Source organism: Anoxybacillus dikiliensis (assembly GCF_050613275.1).
Taxonomy (GTDB): Bacteria; Bacillota; Bacilli; order Bacillales; family Anoxybacillaceae; genus Anoxybacillus.
Genome location: NZ_CP187112.1, coordinates 1,550,536 through 1,567,414 on the forward strand (window position 1 = coordinate 1,550,536; position 16,879 = coordinate 1,567,414).

At 41.9% G+C, this 16,879-nt stretch carries 17 protein-coding genes; 3 read left to right on the forward strand and 14 right to left on the reverse strand.

What is annotated here, in order from left to right; genetic code table 11:
* Nucleotides 1-8 precede the first annotated feature (8 nt).
* Entirely contained in the window at nucleotides 9-1,370 is a 1,362-nt protein-coding gene (locus ACPF7I_RS08125; protein ID WP_430743962.1) for a methyl-accepting chemotaxis protein, read from the reverse strand.
* 95 nt (nucleotides 1,371-1,465) lie between these two features.
* Complete coding sequence (locus ACPF7I_RS08130; RefSeq protein ID WP_430743961.1) at nucleotides 1,466-1,846, reverse strand: GtrA family protein; 381 nt, start codon at nucleotides 1,844-1,846, stop codon at nucleotides 1,466-1,468.
* Between the two features lie 110 nt (nucleotides 1,847-1,956).
* On the opposite strand from ACPF7I_RS08130, the gene ACPF7I_RS08135 reads away from it, so the two are divergent.
* The gene (locus ACPF7I_RS08135; protein ID WP_430743960.1) at nucleotides 1,957-2,421 is read left to right on the forward strand and encodes a GyrI-like domain-containing protein; all 465 of its coding nucleotides are present in this window, start codon (nucleotides 1,957-1,959) and stop codon (nucleotides 2,419-2,421) included.
* A 74-nt stretch (nucleotides 2,422-2,495) separates the two neighbouring features.
* Here ACPF7I_RS08135 and ACPF7I_RS08140 read toward each other — a convergent pair whose 3' ends face one another.
* The 3 genes from ACPF7I_RS08140 to ACPF7I_RS08150 all read right to left on the reverse strand — a co-directional run bounded on the left by ACPF7I_RS08140 (nucleotide 2,496) and on the right by ACPF7I_RS08150 (nucleotide 6,518).
* Nucleotides 2,496-3,419, reverse strand: coding sequence for an AEC family transporter (locus ACPF7I_RS08140; protein ID WP_430743959.1), 924 nt, complete (start codon nucleotides 3,417-3,419; stop codon nucleotides 2,496-2,498).
* Nucleotides 3,420-3,534: 115 nt separating this feature from the next.
* On the reverse strand, nucleotides 3,535-4,965 hold the full coding sequence (locus tag ACPF7I_RS08145; protein WP_430743958.1) for an aldehyde dehydrogenase family protein: 1,431 nt from the start codon (nucleotides 4,963-4,965) through the stop codon (nucleotides 3,535-3,537).
* Between the two features lie 152 nt (nucleotides 4,966-5,117).
* Complete coding sequence (locus ACPF7I_RS08150) at nucleotides 5,118-6,518, reverse strand: cryptochrome/photolyase family protein (RefSeq protein ID WP_430743957.1); 1,401 nt, start codon at nucleotides 6,516-6,518, stop codon at nucleotides 5,118-5,120.
* A 79-nt stretch (nucleotides 6,519-6,597) separates the two neighbouring features.
* On the opposite strand from ACPF7I_RS08150, the gene ACPF7I_RS08155 reads away from it, so the two are divergent.
* Complete coding sequence (locus ACPF7I_RS08155; RefSeq protein WP_430743956.1) at nucleotides 6,598-8,067, forward strand: phytoene desaturase family protein; 1,470 nt, start codon at nucleotides 6,598-6,600, stop codon at nucleotides 8,065-8,067.
* 21 nt (nucleotides 8,068-8,088) lie between these two features.
* Here ACPF7I_RS08155 and ACPF7I_RS08160 read toward each other — a convergent pair whose 3' ends face one another.
* On the reverse strand, nucleotides 8,089-8,493 hold the full coding sequence (locus ACPF7I_RS08160) for a protease complex subunit PrcB family protein (RefSeq protein WP_430743955.1): 405 nt from the start codon (nucleotides 8,491-8,493) through the stop codon (nucleotides 8,089-8,091).
* Between the two features lie 181 nt (nucleotides 8,494-8,674).
* Between ACPF7I_RS08160 and ACPF7I_RS08165 the strand changes: the two genes are divergently transcribed.
* On the forward strand, nucleotides 8,675-10,084 hold the full coding sequence (locus ACPF7I_RS08165; protein ID WP_430745935.1) for a multicopper oxidase family protein: 1,410 nt from the start codon (nucleotides 8,675-8,677) through the stop codon (nucleotides 10,082-10,084).
* Nucleotides 10,085-10,185: 101 nt separating this feature from the next.
* Here the strand turns inward: ACPF7I_RS08165 and ACPF7I_RS08170 are convergent, their stop codons facing one another.
* The 8 genes from ACPF7I_RS08170 to ACPF7I_RS08205 form a co-directional block, all read right to left on the reverse strand.
* Nucleotides 10,186-10,275 (reverse strand): HepT-like ribonuclease domain-containing protein, encoded by a 90-nt coding sequence (locus ACPF7I_RS08170; protein WP_277812876.1) that lies wholly within the window; start codon nucleotides 10,273-10,275, stop codon nucleotides 10,186-10,188.
* 124 nt (nucleotides 10,276-10,399) lie between these two features.
* On the reverse strand, nucleotides 10,400-10,603 hold the full coding sequence (gene copZ / locus ACPF7I_RS08175) for a copper chaperone CopZ (RefSeq protein ID WP_035019187.1): 204 nt from the start codon (nucleotides 10,601-10,603) through the stop codon (nucleotides 10,400-10,402).
* 21 nt (nucleotides 10,604-10,624) lie between these two features.
* Nucleotides 10,625-13,012: a heavy metal translocating P-type ATPase gene (locus tag ACPF7I_RS08180; protein ID WP_430743954.1), complete on the reverse strand. Its 2,388-nt coding sequence runs from the start codon at nucleotides 13,010-13,012 to the stop codon at nucleotides 10,625-10,627.
* A gap of 14 nt (nucleotides 13,013-13,026) precedes the next feature.
* Nucleotides 13,027-13,338, reverse strand: coding sequence for a metal-sensing transcriptional repressor (locus tag ACPF7I_RS08185; protein WP_430743953.1), 312 nt, complete (start codon nucleotides 13,336-13,338; stop codon nucleotides 13,027-13,029).
* Nucleotides 13,339-13,789: 451 nt separating this feature from the next.
* On the reverse strand, nucleotides 13,790-14,062 hold the full coding sequence (locus ACPF7I_RS08190) for a hypothetical protein (protein WP_219986624.1): 273 nt from the start codon (nucleotides 14,060-14,062) through the stop codon (nucleotides 13,790-13,792).
* A gap of 44 nt (nucleotides 14,063-14,106) precedes the next feature.
* On the reverse strand, nucleotides 14,107-14,856 hold the full coding sequence (locus tag ACPF7I_RS08195) for a hypothetical protein (RefSeq protein WP_430743952.1): 750 nt from the start codon (nucleotides 14,854-14,856) through the stop codon (nucleotides 14,107-14,109).
* Nucleotides 14,857-15,652: 796 nt separating this feature from the next.
* Entirely contained in the window at nucleotides 15,653-16,207 is a 555-nt protein-coding gene (locus tag ACPF7I_RS08200; protein ID WP_430743951.1) for a TVP38/TMEM64 family protein, read from the reverse strand.
* Entirely contained in the window at nucleotides 16,208-16,879 is a 672-nt protein-coding gene (locus ACPF7I_RS08205; RefSeq protein ID WP_430743950.1) for a response regulator transcription factor, read from the reverse strand.

Below are 16,879 nucleotides of genomic sequence, written 5' to 3' on the forward strand. Positions count from 1 at the left end.
TACTGTCCTTATACAGATAAATCAATGCCAACAACGCCAACGACATGCCCGTCTTGAACGATCGGTGCGGAAATGGTTAAACACGGACGCTTCGTTAACGCAGATGTATACACCGAAGAAACGTATACATTTCCTTTTGCGGCTTCAATAAACCACGGACGAGCTTTGGCATTTACAAGTCCCGCAGGAGGATTCGAATAAATGAACGTACCGTCCACCCGATTCGACCAAACAGCTTCTACATTTTCATTTATTTTTAAAAATTCATTTAAGTATGCCTCATGTTCACTTGTTTGTAAACGAGCAAGCGGATAAGAGCGTAAAAACAATGTAAGCTTTTCTTTCATTTGTTCAATCACATGTAGATCAACGAAAGTTGCCGTTACACGTTCATCGTTTTTTATAATTGTTTGCAACTCGTTCGATGTTTTTTCAATCGCTTCGTTCACTTGCAACACCTGTTTCACATTTTCATGTTGTACATCCATATGTTTTGCGACTTCATGGGCATGATTTTTATTTTCCTGCACCATGGAAGAAATATATTCAAGCAAAGCCGAAATTTCTTGCACACTCGCCGTCTGTTCGTCGACCGATTGCGACGAATCGTGTGCCATTGCTGTCATATGATGAAGTCTTTCCCTAAAATCAGATAAAATAGAGAAAATGTGATTCATTTCATTTGACCCGTTGTCAATTTGTTCTGTTTCTGATTTTACCATATGCATGGTTGAAGCGATCCCAGACTGAATAGATGATAAAATGTCCCGCGTTTGCTCTACGGCAACTGACGTTTGGTTAGCTAATTTCCCAACTTCGTTTGCAACGACCGAAAACCCTTTCCCATGTTCTCCCGCACGGGCGGATTCAATGTTCGCATTGAGCGCTAAAATACTCGTTCGCTGCGAGATGGAAGCAATCGTCGAAAGAATGTGATGAATTTCTTGTGAACGCTCTACTAACAACTCCATTTGACGAAGAAGCGCATAATGACCTGTTCGCAAATCATCCATGTCACGTTGAAGGTTTTTTAAAGAGTGTAGCGAGCGGATTAGTTCATTATAAGATGCTTCACTATCTGCATGAATGCGCTGAGAAACGTCTGAAATTTTTAATGCCGATCGTTCAATCATTTTCGTCTTCTCTTCTACTTGAGCTGTATAAGTTACCGTTTTTTCCAAGCGGTCAATTAATTGGACTGTGCTCTGTTGCGTTGCGCTTGATGTTTCATCAAGCGAGGAAGCAGCTAATTTCATTTGCTCGACAACTGCCTTTAGCTGGTCAGCCGCTACTTCAATTTGATTGAGCGCCACGCTCTGCTTCGTTTCTTTCACCTCTTCTTTTCTTCGTCCCTTCTTTAACAAGAACATATTCTCACCTTCTTGTGTCATATTTTATAACACTAATATAACATAAGAAGTCAACAAAACAAACATTTTTATAAAAATTCAAAATATTTCTTTGTTTATGTCATTGTTTTTCCAGAAAATACCCACATCCGACTACCAATCCAATTGATAACTATTCCACTTATCGTCGCCATAAATTTACTAAAAAAAACCGAAAACATTTGATTGCATCCGTACAATACAATGATCGTCACCATGAGAGAACAAAAGTTTAACATAAGGAAACGAACAAATTGCTTCATAATTGGCCCCTTCACTCGAAATGTCCATATTCGATTCCACATATAGCTGTTTATTACCCCCGCACTATATGCGAAAGTTTGTGCCCACACTTGTGGCACGCTAAGCGATACAAAGAAGAAAAAAAGCAACCAATCAACAACTGTATTACTTATCCCTACAACAATAAAACGAATAAATGTAACGTAATTAGACATCTATCACACCTTCTCAACAAATCTGTAACACACGTTGGATTTTTATGTTAATATAAAAAGGAAACACATATCAAGTGATGGAAATAATACAAATAAAAGGAGATCATACCATGGATTATAAACTGGAGAACATTGATGTTGAACTAGTTATTGTAGGAAAGGGGTATGAAGTAAAGACAAATGAGGCGTTTCAAATGATCCCTTCGCTTTGGGAATATGCCAAAAAAGATGGATTGATGGAAAAGTTGATCGATTTATCATGGGAACAACCAAAATGCAAACTTGAAGGGTTGTTAGGTGTTTGCGGAACAACATCCGCAATAACAGATGAGAAATTTACTTATTTTATGGGCATACGTTATGATAAAGAAGTTCCAAACGATATGCAACGTATAACAATTACACACGACACATGGGCGGTCATCCCAAATGTAGATGAAGCATGGAAACGACTATATTCCGAATGGCTCCCTGCTTCTCGTTATGAACTTGCCCATGTCCCTTTGATTGAATGTTATTATCCACCAAATCATCAGCCAGAAAATGAACTATGGATCCCAATTAAACAGAAATAAATACAAATGAAAGAACGCCAACGCATGCCAAAGGAGCACATATCGCTGGAGACTCCTTTGGCACATGCACATAATCAAAAATACAAATGTGCAAAGCCGATCACACTTGCTACCGTCAATGGACTAAGCAAGGTAGATAAAAATACGGCTTGAGCGGCGTATGCTGGATGATGATTGTATTCTAATGCATACAATGCTGTATTTCGCGAGCAAGGATATGCACTAGCAATAAGCAACGCTTGAGCTGTAGTTCCTTCCATATGTAAAAGTAAAATGATCAAAAAAGCAATGAAGGGCGATAAGATTAGGCGACTACAAATCGTTATAAACATGAGACGCGGAATACGTTTCACATCCATATATGCAAGTTGAGCACCTAGCGTCACCAAGGCAATCGTTAAAAAAGCATCAGCTACATGTTCAAGGGGGCGCCAAATAAATGCTGGAACGGCAATATCGAAAAACTTCCAAATAACAGCGAGAACGAGTGCATAAATAATCGGATTTTTTAACATGTCACGTGTTATTTTCCGCCTATTTTCACTCGCCGAAATAAATTGAAACACGCCGTATGTGTTCGTTAAAAAGTTTTGAAAAATCGTTACAACAATTTGAATCGACATCCCTAACGGTTCATGGCGAAATACGAGCTGGCTAACCGGGATGCCGAAATTACCGGAGTTATTGAGCACGATTGTGTTTTGAAATGTTGCTCCTAGGCTACGGTCAAGCTTTAGCCATTTCGCCATGACAGCGCTAAGCGCAATGAGCGTGCCGTTTTGTAAAACGAGAAAGAAAAGAACGTGAAACAACACCTCGCTTTTCATATCGCTTTTATACACGTTCACAAAACCAACAGCTGGAAGCAAAAAATACGTCGTCATTTTCGACAACGTATTCATATCAAAATGAAACAACCGATGCAAATAAGCCCCTGCACCGATCAATAAAAATAGCGGCAAAATAACATCAATCACAATGCGGATGAAAATGTCCAATGGAAGTCCCCTTTCTATGTATTACTTCCTTCCACTAATCAATCCTTCGCGCACGTGAACGAAAACGGCTTTTGTTTCAGACGACAAAAGCCAAAATTGTTCGATTGCGCACTCTTTATCGATTTCGGTTGAAAACAATCAGCTTTAGCTCTGTCATTTCTTCGATGGCGTATCGAATACCTTCGCGTCCAAAGCCACTTTCTTTTACCCCACCGTACGGCATATGATCGACACGGAACGTTGGAATATCGTTAATAAGCACCCCGCCGACATGTAGTTTCTCTGCTGCTTCCCATGCGGTATGGACATTGTCTGTATATATGCCGGCTTGCAACCCGTAGCGTGAATCGTTGACAAGCTCAATCGCTTCGTCGACGGACGAAACTTGATTAATCAACACAATCGGCGCAAACACTTCTTGACATGATACTTTCAATGTTGGTGATGCGTCTAAAATGACTGTCGGCAACAAAATATTTCCTTGTCTCTCCCCACCAATCGCAACGGTAGCGCCTCGTTGTTTCGCCTCTTCAATCCATTGTAACGAACGCTCGACGTCTTTTTCAGAAATAAGAGCCGAAACGTCTGTCTTCGGATCAAGCGGATCGCCGACTTTCAACTGCTTCACTGCTGCCACAAACTTTTCGACAAATTCTTTATACCGTTTTTCATGCACGTAAATACGTTGCAACGAAATGCACACTTGTCCTTGAAACGCGAACGCACCAACGATACATCGCGGAATGATGCGATCAACGTCCACATGTTCATCAATAATGACCGCTGAGTTTGACCCTAATTCTAGCGTCACACGTTTTAATCCTGCTTTGTTGCGAATGCTGATGCCTACTTCCGGACTTCCGGTGAACGTCACCATATTGATACGTGGGTCAACGACGATTTGATCCCCAACCGTTTTTCCGCTTCCGGTCACGACATTAAGCGCTCCTTTCGGCAGCCCTGCCTGTTCAAACAGTTCCGCGATAAAATACGCCGAAAGTGGCGTTTGGCTCGCAGGTTTTAACACGACCGTATTTCCAGAGGCAATCGCAGGCCCTAGCTTATGCGCTACTAAATTTAAAGGAAAGTTAAATGGAGTAATGGCACCAATGACACCAATTGGTTCTCTCACCGTAAATGCGATGCGGTTTTCGCCACCTGGTGCAGCATCAAGCGGAATCGTTTCCCCGTGAATACGCTTCGCTTCTTCGGCAGCAAACTTGTATGTTTGAATGGTGCGTGCCACTTCCGCTTTTGCGGTCGTGATCGGCTTTGCCGCTTCTAACGCAACAAGCTTCGCCGCTTCATCTGCGCGCTGTTGCAATAATGTCACGACTCTCTCTAACATGGCCGCACGTTCATGTGCATGCATCTTCGCCATCGTTCGCCGCGCTTCGTACGCAGCCGCAATCGCCCGCTTCACATCTTGTTCTGTCGCAATTGGAATGTGTGCTAATACTTCTCCATCGTATGGCGCCAAAAGATATGTGTACGACCCCGCTTCTATCCATTCTCCGTTAATGTAAAGCTTCTTTTTTTCTATCATTGTTCTCCCCCTTCCTCATCTCTCTCAATAAAAGCGGCTTATAACAACGCTGAAATATAGACGCTATTTATTTCTATTCTTTTTTTACACTTTATAATCCTTCATAAGCTTTATGCTTTAACTAAAGTAAAAAAGCCCACTTCATCAGTAGGCTATAATCGTTCATTCATTTGAAACAACGCAATGGCGCGTTGGCGTTGCAATGAATGGTCTACCGTCGGCGCAGGGTAATTGACCTTCATGCTGCTTGTCCATGGTTCATGAATATGTGCTGACGGCATGAAGGCAAGTTCATGCACATATGTGCGAATATATGTGCCGTCGGGATCAAACTTTTTCGATTGTTCAATCGGATTAAATACGCGAAAATATGGAACGGCATCCGTTCCGACAGAAGCAGCCCATTGCCATCCCCCGATATTTGATGCTTCATCATAGTCAATTAACATCTGTCGAAAATATTCCTCCCCCATTCGCCAATCAATGAGGTAGTCTTTCGTTAAAAATGACGCAACGATCATGCGCAGGCGATTATGCATCCATCCCTCCTCTTTTAACTGACGCATGCCCGCATCAACAAACGGAAAACCTGTTCTTCCTTCTTTCCAAGCTTCAAATCGTTTTTCATCACGCGACCATGGAAGATGACGATACTTTTCAATAAACGCTTCCGTTTTTGTAAACGGAAAATGCGCATAAATCATATGATAAAAATCACGCCAAGCAAGCTCTTTTATATACGTTTCCACCGCTTCATCATAGCCGTTCCCGAATTGTTGCGCAACCGCGTGAAAAACGGTACGAATCGAAATCGTCCCCGTTTTTATATGTGGAGACAATCGACTCGTGCCAAAAACGCTCGGAATGTCCCGCTGACGATGATAACACGGGAGAGCGATATCAATAAACTGTCGCAAAGCATGTAACGCATCTTGTTCCCCTATATTTTCCCAACGTTTCGTACATTGAGCAAGCCACATAGAAAAAGCACGCTCATCGTCCTCGGCAAGCGGAGTGATGTGTAACATATAGGCACGTAGTTCATTTATATCAATCGAAAGCGGCGGTCGTTTAGGAAGCTTGCGCCACGCGCGATAATATGGTGTATATACTTTATAAGGCGCTCCATCTGCTTTTAGTACTTCAAATGCCCCATGCATATGGGCATCATCATATGTATACACTTCCACCCCATGCTTTTGTAACAACGCCTGAACGTAATCATCCCGCTCTTTTCCACGTCCGACTTCATCTTTATTGAAGAACACGGCGCTTATATTTACTTTATTCGTCAGCCGAGCGAATACATGATCGATCTCCCCATATAAAATATGCATATGTATGCCACGCTCACGTAACGTTTGACGAAATCGCTCAACCGTTTGAAAAAAATATGCATGATGATACGTTCTTTCTTTTGCGAAATAAGGGTCGACATGGAAGAGAAAAAGAAGCTTTCCTTCCCTTTCTTTCGCCCACTGAAGCGCGTGAACGAGCGCTGTATGATCGTGCAATCGAAAATCTCGGCGAAACCAAACAACAGCTGTATGCATACATCCCATCCTTTCATCTTTTACACCTTCTTATTGTACAATATTTGTTTAATGATTGTATAATAAAAAGAAAAAGAAGGTGATCGTCTTGTACGATGTTATTATTGTTGGCACAGGCTTTGGAGGAATAACCGCCAGCGCGCTCCTTGCGAAAAAAGGGTATCGTACGCTTACACTCGAAGCAGCAAATGAGCTCGGTGGATGTGCAGGAAAATTCGAACGACAGTCGTTTCGTTTTCAAGCAGGCGCTACGCTTGGGATGGGGTTTGAAGAAGGAGGCGTATTTTCACAACTATTTCATGAGCTCGACATGTCTCCCCCTCCTGTTCATTTATTGGATACGATCATGGACGTACATTTTTCCGAACGAACGATTCGATATTACCAACAAAAAGAACGTTGGTTTGAAGAAATCGCACGACAGTTTCCAAAAGATAGCGGAGCGATTATTCGCTTTTTTGAAGAAATGTTTTCTCTGGCTGACGCAATGCTTTCCTTTGTATATAAACGACCGATCGTTCCTCCCAAAACGATCAAACATTTATTTCAAGCGATACAAAAAGCAGATCGCAAGCTAATAAGCGCAACACCATTTTTGTTTCAATCGATTGCGAAACGACTGCAACATTATGGCATTCGTGATGAGACATTCATCGCTTTTTTAAACGGCCAACTCGTGGATAGTGTGCAAACAACGATTGAGCGTTGTCCCGCTTTGCTTGGCGCGGTCGCCTTAAGCATATTCCATCGCGGAGCGTTTTACGTTGAGGGAGGGCTTGCAAACATTGTTCATGCGATCGCTCAACGTTATAAACAGCTTGGCGGAGAACTACAGATGCGTGAAAAAGTTGTGTCGATTCGCAAACAGCGCCATTGGCTCGTGACGACAAATCGAAAACAAACATATGAAGCAAAACACGTTGTATTCAACGGGTCTGTCCATAGTATCTTTTCTATTTTAGACGATTCAATAAAACGAACGTTTTCTATTCGTGAAGAAAAAGAAAAACAACGCCCGGCTTGGGGAGCTTTTACAATTTATATTGGGACGGACGACGACTTACAGACAGATAGCCTATACCACCAATTTATCATTGATCGAACAAAACCGATGAGCGAAGGAAATCAATTTTTATTGTCCGCTTCTGCACCATTCGATCGGCAAATGGCACCTTTCGGAAAACGTTCAATCACAATTTCAACACATACTGACCCGCTTCGTTGGTGGAATCGCGATGCATATGACAAAGAGAAAAATATGCTTTCAGAACGTATATTGCAACGAGTTCATGACACATTCCCTTTAACAAACATACATGTCGAGCTCATCGGCACACCTGTAACATTTTCTCGCTTTACCCATCGAGCGTTCGGAAAGGTAGGGGGATATATTCCAAACGGTGTCTTGAGCTTGCTATCTACGTATTCACCAAAAACAAATGTGGAAGGACTTTGGCTTTGTGGTGATACGGTGTTTCCTGGCGCAGGCTCGCTCGGTTGCGCATTATCAGGATGGATGGTTGCGGATGGCATTTCGGCAAGCAAATAGCTCTATGCACAACACATAGAGCTATTTCTTTTTTATTTCGATCGGCACAGATGTTTTTATTTTTATTGCTGCTTTCGGATATGTTAACGCTTGGGTAACAATCGCATCCGGCGCAGGCTTTCGCTCTTTATAGTAGACGACCGCTTTCCCTTTTTCGTACCGCACATTGATTACTTCAATCCCATATCCGCCCGTTCTTCTTTCACCAAGATGGATAACAACGTACGTCATACCATCTTGCTGAATCGTATACGTTTTGAATTGTTTATGCTGGCGATTATATAACGCTTTTACATGTTGCGGAAGCTGTTCCTCTGTTACAACATGGTATACGACGTCCTCATCTTCTTCATATCTTTCGTCCGCTTTTGATACACTACAAGCAGAAAGAAATAAACCGATAAGCACAACAATCCATCTCTTCATGCACATTCTCCTTTTTATTTGAAATGACTCTTATCTACATCCACACATTCTCCACACTTTTATTTTACAATAACGGCAGTACGAATGAGAAAGGAGAGATACTGTGCTACGAAAACTGCTTATGTTAGTTACACTTACTATATTCACCGCCGCATGCGCAAATGATTCGTCACAACATTCGATGGAACATAAGCGAAAGGCAAAACAACCGGACGTATTATCTGGAAAAGAAATACACATCGTTGCTAAAGAGGCACAATGGCAAATAAATGATAACGTAACGGTTCCTGTGTATACGTATAACGGTTCTGTACCAGGTGCGCAAATTCGCGTAAAGCAAGGAGAGCGAGTAAAAATTGTTTTTAAAAACGAACTGCCCGAACCAACGGCGATTCATTGGCACGGCTATCCTGTTCCAATTAGCCAAGATGGCGTTCCTGGCGTCACCATGGACGCAGTAAAACCCGGTGAAACATTTACGTATGAATTTACAGCAACTGTACCTGGAACGTACTGGTATCATTCCCATCAAAAAAGTGCTGAGCAAGTGGACAAAGGACTATACGGTACATTCATCGTTGAACCAAAAGAAGGGGAACAAGTCGATCGAGATTACACGCTCGTATTGGACGAGTGGATCAGCCAACAACAGGGCGCATCAACAAATGGCCATGCCCATCATTCCGATACGCATCACGGTGGCGGTGCGATGACACATGACATGAGCATGCATGATATTTTTACAATTAACGGAAAAAGCGGTCAAGCGATTGAACCACTGAAAGTGAAAAAAGGCGAAAAAGTACGCCTTCGTCTCATTAATGCAGGGTATATGTCCCACAAGCTTCATTTACACGGACATGAGTTTAAAATTGTCGCAATGGATGGACAACCAATCAACGATCCAGAACTAGTCAAAGATAAATTGTTGAATATCGCTCCAGGTGAGCGCTACGACATTGAGTTTATCGCCAATAATCCAGGGGAATGGTTATTAGAGTGCCATGGGGATATGAAAGGAACCGATGGCATGAAAGTAAACATTCAATACGAAGGACAAGCAAACAAGACGGACAAAGTAAACGCAAAAGAAAACCTCCCTGTTGTGGATATCACAACATACGGAAAATATGAAGTAGGTTCATTTACGTTAGACCAAACATATGATGTTGAATACACAATGGATTTAGGAACCGCCATGAGCAAAAATGGCATGATTTTCACGATTAATGGGAAAACGTATCCTGACACAGCGCCAGTTAACGTGAAAAAAGGCGATGTTGTCAAAGTAAAACTAGTGAACAGCTCGCCAATGGACGTCCATCCGATGCATTTACATGGCCATTTCTTCCAAGTATTAAGCAAAAACGGAAAGCCGGTCACAGGCTCTCCATTGATGAAGGATACCTTAAACGTAAATCCTGGTGAAGAATATGTCGTTGCGTTTCAAGCAGATAATCCGGGAAATTGGATGTTCCATTGCCATGACTTGCACCATGCTTCAGCAGGAATGGTAACCGAGCTAACATACAAAGACTACAAATCAAGCTATACGCCCGATCCGAATGACACAGTGAATAAAGGGGAATAGGAAATAGCCCCTCCAAATAAAAATGCTGGAGGGGGTAGCTATTAACTCATACTATTTGAAGTTTAACTTTCATTTAGCAGTTGTTCAACGTGTTGTTTTAGCTAAGGAATTTTATTTCGAACAACATCCCAAACAATTCGGTCATTAATGGAGAAATAACCGTGGATCATCATATCCCCCATGCCAGCCATCTTTCTCAGTACTTGTTATCCTCATTATAACATCTCGTTTTTTCATTATTCTTCATAAATAAAGAGAAAACCTTTCGATACTGAAAAAGGGCATCCCTTCGACAGAGGAATACCCTTTTCTCCCTTACTTCACATCATATCCTTGCTCTTCAATCGCTTCTTTCAGTTTTTCTACGCTTACTTTTGTTTCATCATAATCTACATCGACTGTACCTTCTTGCAAATGTACTTCGACACGGCTGACGCCATCTAACGTTTGCAGTGCATTTGTCACCGCTGCTTTGCAATGTCCGCATGTCATTCCTTGTACTTGTAATGTAATCGTCATCATCCATTCCTCCTTAAATGTTTATATTTTCACGCGTTTCAAACGAAGCGCGTTTGTCACAACCGATACAGAGCTAAATGCCATCGCTGCCCCAGCGATCCATGGTTGTAGTAACCCAGCTGCAGCGACTGGAATACCAACGCTATTATAAAATAATGCCCAAAATAAGTTTTGCCGAATGTTGCGCATCGTTTGTCGGCTCAGTTCAATCGCTTGTGGAATATGCATCAAGTCACCACCAACGAGCGTTACATCTGCCGTTTCAATTGCGACATCTGCACCTGTGCCAATCGCCATCCCAATATCCGCTTTCGCAAGAGCTGGTGCGTCATTAATTCCATCACCGACCATCGCCACTCGTTTCCCTTGCTTTTGCAGCTGTTCAACGATCGCTGCTTTCTGTTCTGGAAGCACTTCCGCATACACATGTTCAATACCTACTTGCTTGGCGATAGCTTCAGCTGTTCGTTTATTGTCACCTGTCACCATATATACATCGATGCCCATTTGTTTTAATGTCGCAATTGCTTGTTTCGACGTTTCCTTGATCGTATCGGCAACAGCGATCATTCCAGCAAGCTGTCCATCGATCGCAACGAGCATGACTGTTTGTCCTTCATCTTCAAGTTTTATCATGGCTGGTTCATGTTCGGCGATTTCGATCCCTCGTTCGTTCATTAATTTTCGTGTGCCAATGAGTACATGTTTTCCATTCACCGTTGCTTCAATTCCATGTCCAACAAGCGCAGAAAATTGCGTCAACGGTTGCGCGATGATTCCGTTTTCTTTTCCGTAAGCCACAATCGCTTGTGCCAACGGATGTTCCGAAGCGCTCTCGGCCGAAACGGCATAGTCAAGCATGTTTTCTTGGAATTGTAACACATCTGTCACTTCTGGTTTTCCTTTTGTCACTGTTCCTGTTTTATCGAGTAAGACCGCGTTGATTTTATGCGTTCCCTCTAGGTACTCACCCCCTTTAAAGAGAATGCCTTGTTCTGCCCCTTTGCCTGTACCGACCATAATCGATGTTGGCGTGGCAAGACCGAGCGCACAAGGACACGCAATGACAAGAACGGCAATTGCGACTTCAAGCGCTTTTGGTAGATCGTTTGGCGCCACTAAGAAATACCAAATGATAAATGCTAACACGGCAATTCCGACAACGATTGGGACGAAAATGCCAGAGATCGTGTCCACCATCCGCTGAATCGGTGCTTTCGATCCTTGCGCCTCTTCGACGATTTTAATGATATTGGCAAGTGCTGTATCTTTCCCGACTTTTTCTGCGCGAATGGTCAGCACACCATTTGTATTCATGGTTGCTCCGATCACATAGTCGCCTTCCTTCTTATCAACCGGAATCGATTCACCAGTAATCATCGATTCGTCTACGGAAGATGCTCCGGCGATGACCGTACCGTCGACCGGGATTTTTTCTCCTGGCTTAACAATAATCGTATCCCCGATCATCACTTCCTCTAACGGAACTTTTCTTTCTTCCCCATTACGGATGACAGTCGCTTCTTTTGCCTGCAAGCTCAGTAGCTTTGAAATCGCTTCTGTTGTTCGCCCTTTCGCAAGAGCTTCAAAGTATTTGCCGACAAGCACAAGTGTAATCAAGACGGCGCTCGTTTCAAAATATAATCTTGGCATATATTCATGATTCCCAATCGTTCGAAAAGCTTCATACAAGCTGTAAAAGTACGCGGCTGATGTTCCAAGCGCTACGAGAACGTCCATGTTTGCGCTCTTGTTTCGTAACGCTCGGTACGCCCCGACATAGAAAGGACCGCCGATGTAGAACTGAACGGGTGTAGCGAAAAGAAGCTGGAGCCACGGGTTCATCAACAGTTTCGGCATCGGCAAGCCGATATGAAACGGCATATGGGCAATCATCGTATAAACGAGCGGCAACGATAAGATGATGGAAATCGCGAGTTGCCGTTGTTTTCGTTTCAGCCGCTCTTCTTTCCGGCCAGCATCGTCTTGTTCTTCGTTTCGAATTTGCCCTTTGTACCCAAGCTTTTTGATTTTTTCTAAAATGTCTTCGACAGATGTCACACCTTCCTTATATTCGACAACCGCACTGTTTGTCGCCAAGTTTACCGTAGCGCTTGTCACACCTTCCATCCGATGTAACCCTTTTTCAATCCGAGTCGCACACGCGGCACATGTCATACCTTCAATATCGAGCGTCACTTTTTCAGCTGCAACACCATACCCTAACTTTTCAATTTTTTCTTCAATATCGGCAAGGCTATATTTATTCGGGTCGTATTGAACGGTCGCTTTTTCCATCGCTAAATTGACGGTCGCTTCTACGCCGTCCATTTTATTCAACACTTTTTCAATGCGAGCAGAACAGGCAGCACACGTCATACCGGTCACCTTGAGTGTCACCGTCCGCATCCATTTCCCCTCCCTTACTTCGAAAACTGTTTAATGACATCCATAAGCTCGCGGATGGATTGTTCTCCGCTTCCTTCGCGAATCGCTTTCGATACACAATGGCTGACATGGCGTTCTAACAAGTTCAATCCGACCTTATTTAACGCGGCCGTAATCGCAGAAATTTGCACTAAAATATCGATGCAATACCGATTATCTTCGACCATCTTTTGCACCCCGCGCACTTGTCCTTCAATGCGCTTCAAGCGCTTCATAATGCTTTCGATTTCTTCTTCCGTGCGCGGAACCATTTTTTTATCCATATTGTGATCTTCACAATAGTTCATCCAATATCACCTCTTCAATTACATTATACCGGTAATGGGTATATAAAGCAACGAAAGTGTTGACAACATTATTATCGTCAACGTTTTCCCATGATCTATTCACTTTTGGTAGATTTTTTATGAAACAAAAATTCTATCACTTTAGTTTGTCGAGAGGGTGCGAAGCGTAAGAGACGGGTGTGAGTGTCTCATGCTTGGACATTTTTCTTCCAAAAACAGAGACCTTTCTCAACGAATCGAACTGATGGACAAATAGACTCAACTCTTTGCGGCTCTAGGACTGGAGTCTCCTCCGAAGATTCTAGGCATTCATCCTCGCACCTAGATACACACCCTAGGTATGCTCAAATGTCTCTCGTCCTCTTTATATCAACAGATGAGAGGCATTTGGTTTGCCTAGTCACTGTCGAACTCAGGCATGACAATCAAAACAAAAAGAAAACCACCTCTTTTATAAGGTGGTCTTTGGTTCACGCCAAATATATTTTTCTTTCAGGTTCAAAGCTTTCACAAAAGTTTCAACTGATCTCGTCACAGTAGCAGGTCCGATTGTCCTTTGTGTTCTTCTAAATGTTTGAAGATCTCTTGCACCATATACTCCAATACTTGCTTCTGGTGTTTTAGAACGAATGTATTTGTAGGCTATTTTAGCCTCTTTTGTTGATGGTAATTCCAGAATAACCGACTTATCATCCGCAGCAGAAATAATATAAACTTTGCTCATTTTTCATTTCCCTCACTTATGCGTGAATTATATCCGACTGATACCTAACTTTCCCCATTTGAATATTGGTCAACGTCATCAATATCTTCATCGTTTTCATTTAAATATTTGTTTGAAAATGCTTGTTCATAAATATAGTCTACATATGACTTAATTGCAACTTCATCACTATTAGGAAATCTTGGAACACTTTCAAGCCACTTACTCAAATCCAACGCATATTGATTTAATTGATCATTATCCATTTTGTATATTTGTTCATGTAAATATTCATTCAATAATGCATGTGTTCTTGTCCAAAATTGAATTTCAATAGGGAAAACATAATTATTTGGTCTTATATAAACGTGAATAGCTTTATACCCATCATCATAAGTTTTCCCTAATGTTTGATCAACAATGTTGCATGCATCTTGTTCATACGGACAACATGTTACAAATTCATGAACTATCTGTTTCAACTCTGCAGTCTCTGCTTTAATAATAAATCGCATTCCTAAAATGTCGTTTGCAATTTTGTAGAGCTGTTTTGTCAATTGATTACGTTCTAATTTCAGCTTTATTGATGAAGGATCCTTATAACGGTAAGTAAAGTCAATTTCAGGAATATGCTTAATTAATTCAACGATTTTATCTGGATATTCTGCTGTATTTAAATAATACTCTTCTACCTTATTTTTTAGTTCCTCAAAAAGTTCTTCATCAAAACCTTTGTATCTACGAGAAGTCTTGATTTCCGGCCCATGTTCAATAATTTTTTCTATAATTCCCCAAATTCCTTCATAAGGCAACATAAAATTTCCCCAGCCAGATAAAAAATCTTAACTACTAATAGCATAACGTAATTAACGTATGTTGTAAATTATCATTACAGGGAGAGAATCCTTTTTGCATGAAATTTGTTTTTTCTACCGCACTTCGCTTAGTGGCCCCCACGAGCATAGCAAACAAGAGTTTGTAATCATCGTCGGTGGAATCATCTCGGAATGATCCCCTCAAATATTTTACTCACGCTATTCCGCAACAGTATGCCACACAAGAAAACTCAATGACCTAAAGGGGAAGATGGTGTTAAGTTGACTCAAGAAGCGTGGGTAAAAGGGAAAGTTGTTAAATCGGATGGTAGTGTTAAAATTGACGATTTCCATAAACCCGTTGAGGCAAACGGAGAGACTAAAGTAAAAGTTCATATAGATAAAAAAGGAAGTGAATGGTTAAAATGGCGCATCCGTTTACATTTCAGCAAATGCCTCATTTGCAGCAATAAAATACGTTAGGTACGAGTATGTTGATGGTAATGTTAAAATGCAAGAGAAATATGAGCCATTTGATAAAGAGACCGGACAAGCTTGATAAAGGCAAATTCTCTAGTGACTTGTAATTAATATAACATATTATAGTGTCTTGACCGATGGCATGATGTATTTTAAAACCTAAACGAATTAGTTCTGGTTCTCTACTATCATAAATTGTAACAATTCAGCCACATGATCAAGTGAGCTAAATAGTTATTGTTTCCATCGGTTCGTCGACTTTCCAAGCGAATAGCATCACAGCAAACAAAACTATTTACAAAATGTACGAGGTAGGCTAGGCCTTTTTTCGATTGATTTTCCTCCAAGTAAATACAAGTAAAAAAACAGATACAAGCGTCGATATCACTTTCCCTTGCCATGTCCAATTCATCACTTGATACACCGAATATACCTCTAACAAAAGTGCTGGCAGTTTTCCAAGCGAGCTGGCGGCTGTAAAAAGAAGGAGCGACATGCGCCCAATAGCGGCAACGAACGTCACAATTCCTGATGGAACAAATGGCAGAAGACGTAACGATAAAACAAGAAAAAACGCTTCTTTTCCTTCTGCCGCAAGCAAATGTCTGACTTTCGGATAGGAAAACCATCTCGTTTCCGAAAGTTGACGAAACCCTTTTCGATATAAAACGAAAGAAACAATCGCCCCAACCGCTTCCCCGACAAACGATAAAAAGGTGCCTTTCCAAAAGCCAAATACCGCTAAGTTAGCCGCGGTGAGAAAGACGCTCGGTACCACGCCTAAAATACTAATCACGATATTGATTGCGATGCTGATGAAAAAAGCGAATGGTTCATATATTCGGAATAACGCAATCATCTGTTGTTCCATTTACGTCCCCCACTTATATCCGACTCCCCAAACCGTTTGCAAAAACTGATCAATCGGAAAACCAGCTTGGCGGAGCTTCTCTCGAATATTTTTTACATGCGAATCAATTGTCCGTTCTTCTGTGTTGGCGTTATACCCCCACAATGTCACGATCAGCTGTTCGCGGCTAAATACGCGGTTTGGATGTTTGAGAAAAAGCCCTAGCATGGCAAACTCTTTTGGCGTGAGAAAAATATCGTGCCCAGCGTATTGAACTTTATGCTGCGTTTCATCCCAAACTAAGCCGTGAAACTCGAGCTTCGTTTGTTTTCCGACCGAACGGCGCAATACCGCCTCGATCCGAGCGAGCAATTCGGACTCGTCAAACGGTTTTGTAATATAATCATCTGCACCGATCTTTAGTCCTTGGACAACGTCTGTCGTTTCCCCTCTTGCGGTAACCATAATAATCGGAACGTCCGAAAACTCTCGTATTTGTTTGCACGTTTCCCATCCGTCCATCTCTGGCATCATCACATCAAGCAACACAAGGTCTGCTTTATTATTTTCTAAATATCGAATCGCCCCTTCTCCTGATTCGCATGTCACACAACGATAACCATTTGGGATTAAATACAGCTCCAATAAATCCAACATTCGTTTTTCGTCATCAACCAGTAAAACGGTATACAC